This window comes from Micromonospora sp. PTRAS2 (genome assembly GCF_054052245.1).
Genome location: NZ_JBSWBU010000001.1, coordinates 137936 through 151573 on the forward strand (window position 1 = coordinate 137936; position 13638 = coordinate 151573).

The 13638-nt window shown below is 71.8% G+C and carries 12 protein-coding genes, 1 tRNA gene and 2 pseudogenes; 5 read left to right on the forward strand and 10 right to left on the reverse strand.

The window, feature by feature from the left end; all coding sequences use genetic code 11:
- Nucleotides 1-139: 139 nt before the first annotated feature.
- Nucleotides 140-212 (reverse strand) — tRNA-Arg (locus ACVMYR_RS00655).
- A 480-nt stretch (nucleotides 213-692) separates the two neighbouring features.
- Here ACVMYR_RS00655 and ACVMYR_RS00660 point away from each other — a divergent pair.
- Complete coding sequence (locus tag ACVMYR_RS00660; RefSeq protein ID WP_457120848.1) at nucleotides 693-1952, forward strand: barstar family protein; 1260 nt, start codon at nucleotides 693-695, stop codon at nucleotides 1950-1952.
- Nucleotides 1953-1987: 35 nt separating this feature from the next.
- On the opposite strand, the gene ACVMYR_RS00665 is transcribed toward ACVMYR_RS00660, so the two are convergent.
- The 3 genes and pseudogenes from ACVMYR_RS00665 to ACVMYR_RS00675 all read right to left on the reverse strand — a co-directional run bounded on the left by ACVMYR_RS00665 (nucleotide 1988) and on the right by ACVMYR_RS00675 (nucleotide 4072).
- The gene (locus tag ACVMYR_RS00665; protein WP_457120849.1) at nucleotides 1988-2395 is read right to left on the reverse strand and encodes a hypothetical protein; all 408 of its coding nucleotides are present in this window, start codon (nucleotides 2393-2395) and stop codon (nucleotides 1988-1990) included.
- Nucleotides 2392-3227: pseudogene (locus ACVMYR_RS00670) on the reverse strand (IS5 family transposase). Before ACVMYR_RS00670 ends, ACVMYR_RS00665 begins: the two are co-directional and overlap by 4 nt.
- Nucleotides 3228-3436: 209 nt before the next feature.
- Nucleotides 3437-4072 carry a DUF4291 domain-containing protein gene (locus ACVMYR_RS00675; protein WP_457121276.1) on the reverse strand — a complete coding sequence of 212 codons (636 nt, stop codon included), beginning with the start codon at nucleotides 4070-4072 and terminating at the stop codon, nucleotides 3437-3439.
- Nucleotides 4073-4138: 66 nt separating this feature from the next.
- On the opposite strand from ACVMYR_RS00675, the gene ACVMYR_RS00680 reads away from it, so the two are divergent.
- Both ACVMYR_RS00680 and ACVMYR_RS00685 read left to right on the forward strand, forming a co-directional pair.
- Nucleotides 4139-4444 (forward strand): hypothetical protein, encoded by a 306-nt coding sequence (locus tag ACVMYR_RS00680; RefSeq protein WP_457120850.1) that lies wholly within the window; start codon nucleotides 4139-4141, stop codon nucleotides 4442-4444.
- Nucleotides 4441-5004 (forward strand): hypothetical protein, encoded by a 564-nt coding sequence (locus ACVMYR_RS00685; RefSeq protein ID WP_457120851.1) that lies wholly within the window; start codon nucleotides 4441-4443, stop codon nucleotides 5002-5004. The genes ACVMYR_RS00680 and ACVMYR_RS00685 overlap by 4 nt, the downstream gene beginning before the upstream one ends.
- Before the next feature lie 409 nt (nucleotides 5005-5413).
- On the opposite strand, the gene ACVMYR_RS00690 is transcribed toward ACVMYR_RS00685, so the two are convergent.
- Nucleotides 5414-6208, reverse strand: a complete 795-nt coding sequence (locus ACVMYR_RS00690) for a response regulator transcription factor (RefSeq protein ID WP_457120852.1) — start codon at nucleotides 6206-6208, stop codon at nucleotides 5414-5416.
- A complete protein-coding gene (locus ACVMYR_RS00695) occupies nucleotides 6205-8439 on the reverse strand; it encodes a histidine kinase (RefSeq protein ID WP_457120853.1) in 2235 nt (744 codons plus the stop codon). The genes ACVMYR_RS00690 and ACVMYR_RS00695 overlap by 4 nt, the downstream gene beginning before the upstream one ends.
- Before the next feature lie 119 nt (nucleotides 8440-8558).
- Between ACVMYR_RS00695 and ACVMYR_RS00700 the strand changes: the two genes are divergently transcribed.
- On the forward strand, nucleotides 8559-9839 hold the full coding sequence (locus ACVMYR_RS00700) for an alpha/beta fold hydrolase (RefSeq protein ID WP_431898264.1): 1281 nt from the start codon (nucleotides 8559-8561) through the stop codon (nucleotides 9837-9839).
- A 185-nt stretch (nucleotides 9840-10024) separates the two neighbouring features.
- A complete protein-coding gene (locus ACVMYR_RS00705; RefSeq protein ID WP_457120854.1) occupies nucleotides 10025-10198 on the forward strand; it encodes a putative ATP-grasp target RiPP in 174 nt (57 codons plus the stop codon).
- A gap of 52 nt (nucleotides 10199-10250) precedes the next feature.
- Here the strand turns inward: ACVMYR_RS00705 and ACVMYR_RS00710 are convergent.
- The 4 genes and pseudogenes from ACVMYR_RS00710 to ACVMYR_RS00725 form a co-directional block, all read right to left on the reverse strand.
- Nucleotides 10251-10436 (reverse strand): annotated as a pseudogene (locus tag ACVMYR_RS00710) (transposase); the annotation flags it as partial.
- Between the two features lie 123 nt (nucleotides 10437-10559).
- Nucleotides 10560-10763 carry a transcription antiterminator/RNA stability regulator CspE gene (gene cspE / locus ACVMYR_RS00715; RefSeq protein ID WP_013283833.1) on the reverse strand — a complete coding sequence of 68 codons (204 nt, stop codon included), beginning with the start codon at nucleotides 10761-10763 and terminating at the stop codon, nucleotides 10560-10562.
- Nucleotides 10764-11371: 608 nt separating this feature from the next.
- Complete coding sequence (locus ACVMYR_RS00720) at nucleotides 11372-11692, reverse strand: helix-turn-helix domain-containing protein (RefSeq protein ID WP_431896589.1); 321 nt, start codon at nucleotides 11690-11692, stop codon at nucleotides 11372-11374.
- Between the two features lie 735 nt (nucleotides 11693-12427).
- A complete protein-coding gene (locus ACVMYR_RS00725; protein ID WP_457120855.1) occupies nucleotides 12428-13633 on the reverse strand; it encodes a glycosyltransferase in 1206 nt (401 codons plus the stop codon).
- Nucleotides 13634-13638 lie beyond the last annotated feature (5 nt).

The following is a 13638-nucleotide window of genomic DNA, read 5'->3' on the forward strand; positions in this document are numbered from 1 at the left end:
CAACCGTCCAAGATCGTTGCACGCACTCTGCACGGACGGCTACAAGCGGCGGCTCAGGGTGGCATCCGGCTGCACAGGATGATCAATCGATGCGGGAACGTATCCGCTGCTCAGGTGGCGTTTCTGCTGATCTTCGAGGTGCCCCCGGCAGGATTCGAACCTGCGACACACGGTTTAGGAAACCGATGCTCTATCCCCTGAGCTACGGGGGCGCGAGGGCCTAGTCTAGCGACCTGGGGGTTCACCTGGGGTGGCAGGGAGTGGCCCACGTTCACCCGCGTCACCCGGACCCCCGTTTGCCCAGCCCAGGACCACAGCTCGAGCACACGAACCCCCGTTTGCGACCAGCGGTCGGCCGGGTGACCCGTGTTGGCACCGGCACGCCTGGGTTGGCATCCGCTGGGGAGCACGCACCGCGCACATCATCGAAGATCATCCAGAGACTCCCTCTTCAGCGGGCCGGCCGCAGTCGGGGCAGGTGCCGGCCTCGTCGGCGACCTTCCGGGCTTCGGGTACCGGTGGGGGCAAGACGACTAGCGGGGTCAGCGTTCGGGGTGAGTCCTAAATCCGCCTCACGAGGAACTCCCGGCTCAGGCGGACGCGTGGGAGTGCGAGCTTTCGTCGGTCAGTCGGTTCAAGACCGTCTATGAACGGGCCTCTGTCGTGGCGCTGACAGCGGGTAGGGTCTCAGCGTGACGTCGAGCGTCGGTCCCGGGGTGGTCTTGCCGCCCGAGCGGCGGCGGTGGACGTGGGAACATCCCGTTGGTCCGCGTTGGCTGCTTCTTGGCGACGTCGACCTTGAGGGCTCCTGGGCGGACGATATCCCTCTGACGCTGTGCGCGGAGATCGAAGGACTGTTCGTGGACCTGCCGCCACGGCCTCGGGAGCGGTTCACGCTCGTCGGCTGCACGCCGGCCGGCGCGCTCGCTGGCCTCCTCGATCGGCTGCCCGCCGAGGCGCTCGGCACGGAGCATGCCTGGCTGGGCGACGTCTTCGTGACAGCGTCCCCGCCACCGTACTGGTGGGGCCAGGATCTCGGCGACGTCGTCGTGCTGGCGCAGCGCCCGAACGCCACCATGCCGGGAACCGTAGACATCGACCTCAGCGGTTTCGTCCACGTCCACGACCGCACGGAAGCCGTGATCCGTCCCGGGCAGGTGACCGAGTTCGTGCTGCAGGGCCCGGACGGGGAGCCTTACGGCACGTGTCGGGACGTCACCGGGGTGTTCCGCGATCAGGCCGCGCCCGCGGTGACGCAGGTGCGGCTCCTCGGCTGCCGGCCGGAATCTCCCCTGCTGACCAAACTCGATGCGCTCGGCCAGTCGACCAAGGCCGGTCTGCGTCGCCGTCGGATCAGCGCTGAGGTGTACGCGGTCGCCGCCGACGGCTCGGCCAGCCAGGTCATCGGGGCCATGCTGTCCGGGACGGTCGATGCCAGCGAGCCTTCGCGGATCGGTGCCGGCCTCCTCGACGTGACGGTCAGCAGCGACATGGGGGAGCCGATGCCGACGGGGATCCTCGGCATCCTGGAGCATTGGCACACCGGAAGGCCCGCTGAGAGGAATCTGTGGGCTGGCTACGACCGGGAGTTACGCCATCACTGGGCGGGCGTGGCTCTCGCCCACCGAACTGTTGCACCGGATCGGTCGGCAGGTGTCACGTACGACCTCGACGGTCGTTTCGTGACCGACATCGAAGGGTTCTACTGCGCGATCGGTGAGACCATCAACGGACCGGGCGGATACTTCGGGTGGAACCTCGACGCCCTCAATGACTGCCTACGCGGAAGGTTCGGAGCTCAGACACCGTTCCGGCTGGTGTGGCACGACTCGGCCGTCGCCCGTGAACACCTCCTCACCGGCTACGACCGGCGTCTACTGGGTCCGGCGACCACGCTGGAGTACCTGCTGGACATGCTTGCGGCGCATCAGGTCGACATCGACTTGCGGTGAGCTGACAGTCGACGCTGAGAGGACGGTTCGGAGGATTACGTCCGTCTCGGAGCGAGGGTGAATACGCCGGGTTCGTCTTCGGTGAGGACGTGGCGGTTGACCATGCGTTTCAGCTTCGCGCGGGTGCTCTCGACATGTTTCGGTAGAGGTTCGACGCCGAGTGCGAGGCAGATGCTCTTGGCGCGCATGCCGGCGGGCTCGGTGGTGAGGACGTGCAGGATCTGCTGGTAGGGGCTGCTGGCTATCGTCGGGTCGTCGGCGGTGAACTCGGCTGCGGCGAGCCCTCGTAGGGTGGTGCGGGTGGTCGCCAGATCGGCCAGTTCACGCTCGGCGTGGGCGAGTTCGGCGGTGAGCGTGGTGATCTGCTCGCGGAGCCGGTCGGCGGTGTGGCGTGTGGTGGCCTCGCGTCCGGCGATCAGGTCGAGAACCGTGGGAAGGTTCACCGGTGCCGCCAGGACGATGTGCTGGTCCCGGTCAGCCGGCGCACGATGATCGCCGTCGACGCCCACAGTGTTCGTGACGTCGAGGATTCGGGTCGGCTCTCGTACTCGCGCACGAGTCGGCGGTGCAGCATCAGCGAGCCGTAGGTCTGCTCAACGATCCACCGCCTGCGGATCGGTACGAACCCGGGCCGGGTGTCGGAGCGTTTGACGACCTCGATGTCGATGCCCAGGACGGCGCCGTGCAGGGCGAGGTCCTGTTTGAACCCGGCGTCGACGAAGGCGCAGGTCACCGTCGGGGTGTGTGCGACGACCTTGTCGAGCAGCCGGATGCCGATGGCGTTGTCGGTGACCGACGCCGCGGTCACCACGACCGCGATGACCAGCCCCAACGCGTCCACGGCCAGGCCCCGCTTACGCCCCGACACCTTCTTCCCGGCGTCCTTGCCGGTCGTGGCCGCCGGGACGTGGTTCGCCGCCCGAACCGACTGGGTGTCCAACACCACCGCGCTCGGATCCTCCCGACGGCCGACCTTCTCCCGGGCCTGGCAGCGCAGCAGGTCGTGGATCACCTGGTCGGTGCCGTCGTCACGCCACAGCGCGAAGTAGTAGTAGGTGGCCGACTTCGGCGGCAGGTCGTGCGGCAGGTACGCCCACTGACATCCGGTCCGGTTCTGGTAGAAGATCGCGTTCACGATCTCCCGCAGGTCGTAGTCACCCTCACGACCCGACACCGAGACCGCGACCCGCTTGGCTTCCAGGCCTGCAGGAACGGTCCGATCAGCTCCCACTGCTCGTCGGTGACATCACTGGGATACCGCTTTCGATCACCCATGACCGGGCTAACGCCCCATCCGCCCGACGGTCACGACCAGAACTCACATTCATCCCATCGACCTGCCGCCATCCATAGCAAACCCGCCGGAAGGCCACCAACCGGACTCAACACATAGATAGGACCAAATTACTGCGGACCGCCCTCTGAGGGGCGCGTCCTGTCCGGCTGCGACGGGGGCGGCTGGGCGGGTCGTCTCTGATGCACTGTCACTGCTGTCGCTCAGGGTCCTCGTCGGCGGCGACGTCCGGGCTGGTGTGGAGGCCGACGGCGATCCGATCCGGGAGTGGGTAGGCGTGCTCGACGGGCAGTTGATCTGCAGCTGCCTGATCGTCGCCGCGGCTCAGCAGGTCCCGGACTCGTTCAACGGTGGGGGTGATGTCCGCGACGGCGACTATCCAGTCGTCGACGTACCGGTCGACAGCCTCGCCGGACAGGCCGACCTGCAGCGACCGGTATGGCAAAGCATTCAGGCGCAGGGACCGCTCAGGGTCCCACTGCACTCGGACGGGACTGGTCTTCAACAGCCGCGACCAGGTCGCCCTGTCGCCGTGCACGTCGCGGTCGTAGTGGCTGAGACAGGCTCGCGTCAGTGCCCACTCGAACCCCTCGCGCGTGATGTCGATGGACAGCACGCGCTCCTGCCCTGGCTTGGTGGCCCAGCCGCAGCGGTACATCATCCACAGGAATGACGGCTTGATCCACGTCATCCGGTCCCGCTTGAACGGGGCGACGAAACGGCCGGCCGCGACCGCCGGCAGCGCGATCTGCGGCGGGTACGCCTGGTAGACGGTGACGGTGGCCGCCGAGTAGCGGGCGCGGATCTGACGTACGGGAACGGACACCCGCCGATCCTCAACGATCAGGACCGATTGTTCCACCCAGATTCCGTATGAACGCTATCGCGAAGGTTGACGGGCCCGCGCGGGGTTCGCCGCCGGCATTCCGCTGAGCTGCCGCAGGACTCGTTCGCCGGCGACCAGACGATCGCGGTCGACGTCGGCATCGTCACCAAGGGCGCCTGCGCGGTGTTCTGGTTCCGGTTGGTCGACCAGCACGGTTACGTAGCCTCGTTCTGCGAGAACGAGATCCGGCTGGGGATCGACGAGAGCTCGGGGAATGGGTTCAACTCGGAGCAGCGGGTCACCTCGAGCGCGTTCCAGGTCGGGCAGACGCACCGGACCGGCATCACCGTGCACAACGGCACGGCCAGGTGACGGTCGACGGCACACCCGCCTTGAGTATGCCGGTCACCGACCCGCAGCTCGTCGCGGGCCGGGTCGTGCTAGGGGCGCTCAACGACACGACCGAAGGGGACGCCACAGTGACCTTCGCGGACGTCGATCTCCGGTCGCCGGTGGTGGGTCAGCCGACGCACTTCACCGATCCGACGAACGGCTCCAGCCAGCCGATGGTGGAGCTCTACTCGTACGATCCGATCGCGCACTCCGCGGTGGCTCAGCCGGTGCTCGTGATGGCCAGTGCGGACTACTGCAAGCAGTTCAAAATCGACTTGAGCGATATCAGGTGCAGCGACCCGTACCAGATCGTCGAGAGCCACACGAAGGTGACGATCCCGGTCCGGTCCGCGCCGAAGCTGACGTCGTGGGAGAACGTCGGCGGCGGGGACGGCATCGTCTCGGTGCATGCCGGCGCCGGTCACTGGATCTCTGCGTCCGAGCTCACGAAGTGGCTGGCCGGAAAGCAGGGTGGCCTGGTCGCGGTCACCACCACCAACGGCGAGGTCACCACGCTGACCAAGATTGACAACCCCTGACCCGGTTGCGTCGCGGTCCCGGTCACCAGCGCGTCCGGGTCGGCGATCTGCCCCCCCAGGGCGCGCTCTGCCGCCGTCAAGGCGCGGCAGCATCGGAGGCGACTGCTCACGTACGCTGCCCGACGTGCAGATCGACTTGGCAGCTCTGATCGTCGACGAGTACGACACGCCCTCGCCGCAGGAGATGCGGGTGGCGTCGGCGACCCAGAGCCGGTTCGGCCCGTCGGCGGTGAACTGACGGTTGACCAGATCCGGTGCCGGCGTGTGCCGGGGACCCTGCTTCGTGGAGCCGCCGCGCCAGCCTCGCCGCAGGAACGCACCAGAGAGCCGATCTCCGACAGCCACGCGTGACTCAGGGAGTCGACGGGGCGGTGGGGGCCGGGTGCGGCATGGCCGACCGGCCGGACCTTCATCCGAGCAGCCGGCCCTTCGACGGTGGAGACCCGTGGTGCCCCGACGATTCCGGGGCCTGCTGCTCGCGTACCCCCGGGCGGATCAGCCCGCCCTCGTACGCCGCGATCGTCGCCTGCACCCGGTCGCGCACGCCCAGCTTGCCCAGGACGACCGCCACGTGGTCCTTGACCGTCGACGCGCTGATGCCCAGGACCGCCGCGATCTCGGCGTTGGACAGCCCGCGTGCCACCTGGTGCAGCACCTGCGTCTCGCGGGGGGTCAGCCCGCCGAGGCGTGCGGCGTGCTCGGGCCCGGGCCCGGTCGCGAACCGGTCGATGAGCCGGTGGGTGACCCCCGGGTCGAGCATCGCGTCCCCGGCGGCGACGACCCGGACGGCGTCGACGACCCGCTGCGGCTCCGCGTCCTTGAGCAGGAACCCGGCCGCTCCGGCCCGTAGCGCCGCGAACACGTACTCGTCGAGGCCGAACGTCGTCAGCATGACGATCCGGGTCGCCGGATGCCGCTGCCCGATCGCGGCGGCCGCCGCGATCCCGTCGGCGCAGGTCGGCCGGCCCGAGGGCGGGCCCTCCGGGCGGAGCCCCCGAACCGGCGGACCCGGGGTGGGGGGCCGGCGGGCTGGCATGCGTACGTCCAGGACGGCGACGTCGGGAGTGGTCGACGCGACGAGCGCGACGGCCGAGTCACCGTCGTGGGCCTGGCCGACGACCGCGATGTCCGGCTCGGCGTCGAGGATCGCGGCGATGCCGGCGCGCACCGTGGCCTCGTCGTCGGCGACGATGACCCGGATCATCGCAGCGCCTCCGGCAACCAGACGCGGACCGTGGTGCGGTCGGTGTCGACCGCCACCGAACCGCTGGCCGCGTCCGTCAGATCCCGCAGCGACCGCAGCACCTCCGCACCGACGGGCGGGCAGCGGCGGACCTCCAGGCCGATCCCGCCGGCGACGTACGTCACCGTGGCCACCGCGCCGTCGGCGATGAGCGCCGCGCCCGCCCGGTGCGCGGCCACCTCCAGGGGCGCGGGCAGGGACCGTGGCTCGCCGACGAACCGCAGCGCCGACCGGCGGCGCGCCGCCAGGTCGGACAGGGCGGCGACGGCGGGCGGCGGGTCGGGCCGGTCCTGGGGCAGCCCGTGCAGCAGCCGTCGCAGGGCGACCAGGCCGGCGCGGGCCTGCGCCGCGACCTCGTCCAGCCGGCCCGCCTCGGCCGCGGCGAGCGCCGAGGTGGCGTGCAGCCGCGCGCTCGCGCGCAGGTCGTCCACGATGCGCGCGCGCTCGCCCCGCGCCGCGCTGTCGGCGTGCCGGCGCACGGTCTCCCGTGCGGCGGCCTCGGCGGTCGACCGGCGGGACCGCCGCGTCGTCACCAGCCTGCCGGCGAGCCAGGCGGCGACCAGCGGTATCGCGAGCACGACGCCCAGCACTGCACCGGCCGCGGCACGGTTTCCGGTGATGTCGGCGCCCGCGCCCAGGGCCACTCCGCCGACGGCGGCCACCGCCAACGGCGCGGCGAACCCGAGGCTGGCTGCGGGCCGGTAGGCGCCCACCGCGTACACCAGCGCCAGCTCGACCCACCAGCACCACAGGAACGTCTCCGCCGGGTCGTGCCGGGTCCAGCCGGCAGCGGTGCCGGCCAGCCAGGCGACCTGGACCGTCAACGCCGCGACCAGCGCCGCGCCGGGCGCGAGCCGGCGCCACGCCAACGGCAGCGCGTGCAGCACCAGCAGCGCGACCAGCAGCGTCGCCGGAATCGGTGCGGCCAGCGGATCGGGGCCGTCCCCGCCCGGCAGCAGCACCGTGCCCGTGGACAGCCCGAGCGCGAGGACGACCATCGCCCCGTCCCGGACCGCCGCGCCGGCCCCGGCCCACATCCGGACGCCCGGCGGCGCTCCCGTCGTCGCCCGGACGGGCGGCGTCGCTCCGGTCCCTGGCGCGGCGCCCGGTGCCTCCCCGGGCCGCCACGGCAGCCTGGCCCGGACCCGCCATCCCGGACCGGCTGGCCCGGCGTCGAGGTCGCCGCCGACCGCCTCGACCCGGGCGCGGAGCCCGGCGATGCCGAGCCCGCTGCCCACGTCGCCGGCCGCGCGGCTGCCACCCCCGTCGAGCACCGTCACGGTGCACCCGCCGGGGTCGGCGGTGATCCGCACCGTCGCCGCCGCGCCCTGCGCGTACCGCATGAGGTTGGTCAGCGCCTCGCGGACGATCAGGTGCGCCAGGGCCGCGACCGCCGGCGGGACGACCCGCGCGGTGCGCTCGTAGCGCACCCACGGGTGGCCCGCCACCAGCTGGTCGACCGCCTCGATGCCGACCTCGTCGTCCCGCCCCGCCGACGCCACCACCCGGTCCAGGTCGTCGACCGCCGCCTGCCCGGCGCCGATCGCGTGTTCGATCGCCCGCTCCCGCAGCACCGGGTCGGCGAGGCGCAGCGCCGCACCGGCGGACACGAGGATCGCGGTCAGCCGGTGACCGGCCACGTCGTGCAGCTCGGTCGAGAGCCGCCGGCGTTCCTGCGCGACCGCGAGCGGCGCGAACCCGTCCACGGCCGCCCGAAAGGCCTCGGCCGAGGCCCGGTCGGCGCGGACCCGACGGCGGAACCGCCCGACCGCCCACACCCCGGCGGCCACGGCCCCGAGCACGAGCGCGGTCGCGACGGTGGCCCGCGCCGACGCGCCGGAGGCCGCCGCCGTCACGGCGAACCCGGCCACCACGGCCGCGACGCCGGCCGCCGAAACCGCCGCCGTGCGGTGCACCACCAGCGCGTACGCCGTCAGCAGCACCGCGGCCGGGCCGGCCGGGGCGGCCCCGACGACGGGGGCGGCCAGCGCGGTGGCCAGGGCGGCACCGGCCAGCGCCGGGCCGGGCACCCGCCGGCGGTAGAGCAGCGCGACCACGGCGACCACGGCGACGGCGCAGACGCCGGGCGCCAGCCGCGGGTCCGGCCGGGCGGCGAGCCACCACAGCGCCTGCGACACCGCCACGGCGCCGGGAGCCCAGGTGTCGCCCAGGTCAGGGGCCCAGCGTCGCATACCCCGATGGTACGGGCCGCCCGGCCGGTCGGGACCCCGCCGCGAGGCGGGGGTGGGGCGCGTGGAAGCCGTCCTGTGGCACGACGCGCCTGCGCCCGGCACCGGCCAGCATGATCTTCATGGTTCGTTCCCTTGTTCGCCGGAGCATCGGCGTCCTGCTGCTGCCGGTCGCCGTGGCCACCGCCGTGACCGTGGGCGGCGCGGGCTTCGTCGCCACCGCGCTCGTCACCGCCTGGATACCGCTGCTGTGCGCGGTGGGGCTCGTGTTGCTGGGCACCGTCGCCCAGCTCCTCGCCCGGCCCGCGTTCGCGCTGCTCGGCGTACGACGCCGGAGCCGCGCCGCGACGGTGCTGGCCGCCGCCGTCACCGTCGCCGTCGCCGGGCTCGCCGCCGTGACCGTGTTCCGGCCCGGCCCGCACCCGGCCGCCCCGCCCCCGCCCGCCGGCGTCCGGTTCTGGGACCTGCCCACCGGATCACGGATCGCGTACGTCCACGCCGCCGCCTCCGGCACGCCCCGCCCGACGCCCGTGCTCTTCCTGCACGGCGGCCCCGGCACCCCGGGGGAGGGGGTGCCCGCCGTCGGTGCCCTGCTCACTGCCGACGGCTTCGAGGTCTACGCCTACGACCAGCTCGGTGCCGGCCGGTCCACCCGGCTCGCCGACGTCACCGGCTACACCGTCGCCCGGCAGGTCGCCGACCTCGACGCGATCCGTGTCGAGCTGGGCGCCGAGCGCGTCGTTCTCGTCGGGCAGTCGTGGGGCGGCTCGCTCGCGGCGCAGTATCTCGCGGCCCACCCGCAGCACGTCGCCCGGGTCGTGTTCACCTCGCCCGGCCCGATCTGGGCGGGCGCCTACCCGGACGGCGGAGGCGGCGACCCCTGGGCCCGGATGCCGGCCGAGCAGCGTCGGCAGCGCGACGAGCTGTTCGCCTCGCCGCGGGTCGTCGCCCAGGCGGTCCTGCAGGGCGTCAACCCGAACGCGGCGCACGCGCTCGTCGGCGACGACGAGGCGGACGCGCTGATGCACGCCGTCGCCGTGCTCGGCAAGGACACCGCCCGCTGCCCCGGTTCGGCACCCGCCAAGGTGCACGACAACCACCAGGGCTTCTACGTCAACCAACTGACGGTCGAGGACTTCGCCCGCATCCCCGATCCGCGGCCCGCGCTCCGGCAGGCCCGGGTGCCGGCGCTGATCATGCGCGGCGAGTGCGACTTCGTCCCGTGGGAGGAAACGTACGAATACCGGCGCACGTTGCCGCAGGCGACCCTGGTCTACCTGCCGCACACGGGACACGACATCACCTCCGGCCAGCGGGAGGCGTACGACGCGCTGCTCCGCGCGTTCCTGCGCGACGAGCCGCTGCCGCTGCCGGCCTACACCTCGGCCCGACCCCCGTCGTGAGTCGGACCCCGGCGACGATCGCTCCAGCGCCGGCCCGGCCGCGCGTCCGGCGGACACCCGGCCAGCCAAGACTGGGGGTCCCGAACCAGGGAGATCCCTGGTCCCAGGCGGTTCCCGGCGGCCACACACTGGCGTTCGTCCGGCCGAGCAGCCGGGCGCTCCATCAGGGTGAAGAGGGGTACGACATGAGGCGCAAGACCGTGCGGATCGACACGATTCCGGCCGACGGCGTGGAACTGGCCGACGAGCAGCTCACCCGGATGCTGGGTGGCCTGCCGAGGCGGGACGCCGGGGGTTCGTCGAAGACCATCGACGACATCCCCAGCGGGGGCCGGAACGACACCGACAGCGACTTCTGATCGGCCGCCGTCGCCGGCCCGCCCTGTCCCGGGCCGGTCGGCGACGGCCACCCCGCTTCTTCTCGTAGTAGGCCCGGGAGGTGGGGCATTCTCTGGCGGCGGTGAACGCGGCCATCCACAAAATGTGCCGCAGTCTCAGGTGGTATCGGCGGGCAGGCCGATGGTTCCCGTAAACAGTGCCGGAGTCGCGGGAAACCGGCGCCAGGCCGGCATGAGCCGCGAGTTTGGTGGGGCTGTCGGATCCGCACCGAGATGGCCGGCCTTCTGCCGATCAGACGGTCTTCGCGATGCTGTGGTGAGCGCATGAAACGCCAAACGGCGGCCCGCTGAACCAGTCGGGCCGCCGTTCAGAGAATGTGGATCAGAGCGGGCGGATGTTTTCCGCCTGCGGGCCCTTCTGGCCCTGGGTGATGTCGAACTCCACCTTCTGGTTCTCGTCGAGGCTGCGGAAGCCGCTCGCCGAGATGGCGGAGAAGTGGGCGAAGACGTCGGCGCCGCCGTCGTCCGGGCTGATGAAGCCGAAGCCCTTGTCGGCGTTGAACCACTTCACGGTGCCTGTAGTCATGTCTGCTCCTTCGCAGGCTGTTGGCGACCGCACTGTGCGGTCGCTTACGCCGCCGCGTTGATCACCCGCGTCGAAACGACACGAAAAACGAAAAGCGCCTGGATGGGTTTCAATGCCCCATCAGGCGCCGGGAAACGTCTACGGAAATCAAAACTGCAACTCGGTTACTGTAGCACATGATCCGACGTCGGCCAGATGGCGGCGGGTGGGCCGCTGAGCTTGCTTCTCTGCGGAGGCGCGCTCGGATCCACGCCGTGCTCGGCGACCCGGCGCGGCTGGCGATCGTGGACGCCCCCGGGTGACGCCTCTTCCGACAGCAATGCCACGTCGTCGGTGCCGCGAGCGGTGTTCCACCCGCCACCCACGTCGTCCGTTCCGCCGCTGGCCATGATCGGACGCTACCCGCCGCCGACCCGGCGTGCCCTGGCATGCCGGCCGACGTAGGACGGCGACGCCTCGGACCGCCGGTCACGCACAGCAGCCCGGTCGCCGGCCGGGATGTGAGGAGGTGCGACGAGCGGGGGTACCAGGACCGAGCGGGGACGGGAACCTTCGCCTGGCCGGCTGGCTCATCGCCCGCCGACCTCGCACGAAGGGTGTGGGGCTGGTCAGTCCTGTCGCCGCGGCCCCCGCTGCTGCTTCTCGTTCTGCCGGAGGGCTTCCTCGAGTTGGTCCTCCAGGATGATGATCCGGCAGGCGGCCTCCAGGGCGGTGCCCTGGTCGACCATTTCACGGGCCCGGGCGGCCAGACGCAGCTGGTAGCGGGAGTAGCGGCGGTGGCCGCCGCTGGAGCGGTGCGGGTTGATCAGTTTCGCCTCGTCCAGGCGACGCAGGAAGTCCTGCGTGGTGCCGAGCATCTCCGCGGCCTGACCGATGGTGTAGGCCGGAGTGTTCTCATCGCCGAACATGTCTTCGGGGTTTCGCCCCATGTCACCTCCACGTCGAGGGCCCCGGCGCTTGCGCGCCGGGGCCCAGGGTTACGGGTCAGAACACCATCTACCGACCGGAACGTCGGCTTGTCGTATCCGCACCAGCCGTCACTGACGGCTTCGGGTGCGAGGATCGCATATGCGTGACCGGAGACCACCTCTCGTTCGATGGAAGCTGCGGTGTCCGCCGAGCCTGGAATGACGGCTGCCGGCGGGCGATCCAACGGTGTACGGCCCTCCCTTTCCTCTGCTGCTTCTTTCCCTTGCTGTCGTGCGGTCTGCCGGCGCCGGAGCCCACGCGACTTCATGGCCCCGACACGTGCGGCGGACATCAGCTGGAGCCCCGAAGAGAACCCTGGCCCCACCTGCGCCCGGCGTGCGTTCCGCCGGGACTGACGTGGTCCTACTGCCTACTGCATCTCGGGAGGGAACGGTGAAGCTTGTCCCCCTCCTCGCCGCCCGTCGTGACCTCACGGCCGGACGGCCCGTCTGCGTCTTGACGGATCTTTCCCCTCGACTCGAAGAAGAGTATGCCAGACCGACGAAGATGTCTAGGCTCCAAAGCCCAGATTTCCTGACCTCCAGCCATCAGGAAGGCTGGCTCGACGCGAGACAGTTTCCGCCGGTCGGGAAACGGCGCGATCCAGCGGATGCGGCCGTCAGCGATTCAGTACGTCCCGCCGACGCGCCTGCAACAGGCGCGTCGGCCCCGCCAGAATTGGACTGGCGCGGGCGTCAGAGGTCGAGGATGAGGTTCGCGGCCACCGCGGCGCCGTCCGGGCGGATGGTGGCGGCCGTCGCGGCGGCGTGGGACCGGGTCTCGGGCGACAGGGCCTGCCCGAGGGCGGTGGCCAGGGACTCGACGGTCGGAGACGGGCCGGAGTGGGCGGCGCCGATGCCCAGGGCAGCGACGCGGGCGGCGAAGTACGGCTGATCAGCCATCTGCGGAACCAACACCTGGGGTACGCCCGTCAACGCGGCCGTCGTCGTGGTGCCGGCGCCGCCATGGTGCACGACGGCGGCGCAGCGCCGGAACAGCGCCCGGTGGTTGACTTCGGCGACCACGCGGACATCGTCCGCGACGGCGGACGGGGTCAGGCCAGCCCAGCCGCGGGAGACTACGGCGCGACGGCCATGGGCGCGGATCGCGGCCAGGGCGACCTCCGCGGCGTGCTGCGGTGCGGGCATGCTGCCGAAGCCGACGTACACGGGCGGGTCGCCGGCGTCGAGGAACGCCCTCAGACCGGGGTCGAGCGGACGCGGGTCGGGGACCATCCAGGCGCCGGTCTGCACCACGTCGACGGGGTTCGCGCCGTCGGCTGGCCATGGGGCCAGGGTCGGGTCCGCGGCCAGCCACGGGTCCGCGGTGAAGACGTGGTCGCGGACGTTGTCGACCGGAGACAGGCCGATCGCCGCCCGTTCACGGTTGAGGGCGGCGCCGAAGACCGCGTTGTAGCCCTCGATCGCCAGCGCGTCGAGCTCCTTCCAGTCCGTGACGTCCGGCGGCAACGGCCGGGTCGGCGCTGACTGCGGGCGGTGGGCCGGCGACGGCAGGAAGATCGGGCAGTACGCGGCGTAGACATAACGGACGCCCAGCCGCTCCGCCACCGACTGCACGCTCGCCGTGACCGGGAACAGGCCCGTCGCCACCATGACATCGCAGCCCTCGGCGGCCGCCGGGAGCTCGGCGAACTGCTCGGCCATCAGCTCGGCGGCCTTGCGCGGCACGTCCGGCACCGTGGTCGGGGCCGGCCCGTGCACCATCTCGCGCACCGACTGGCCGATCGGCACCAACTCCACCCCGAACTGGTCCAGCCGCTCGGCGCAGTCCGGCGGGGCGCACACCCGCACGCCCGCGCCCGCCTCCCGCAGCGCGATCGCCAGCCCGACCAGCGGCTCGACATCGCCACGGCCACCGAATGTCGACAGCAATACCCGCATGCCGC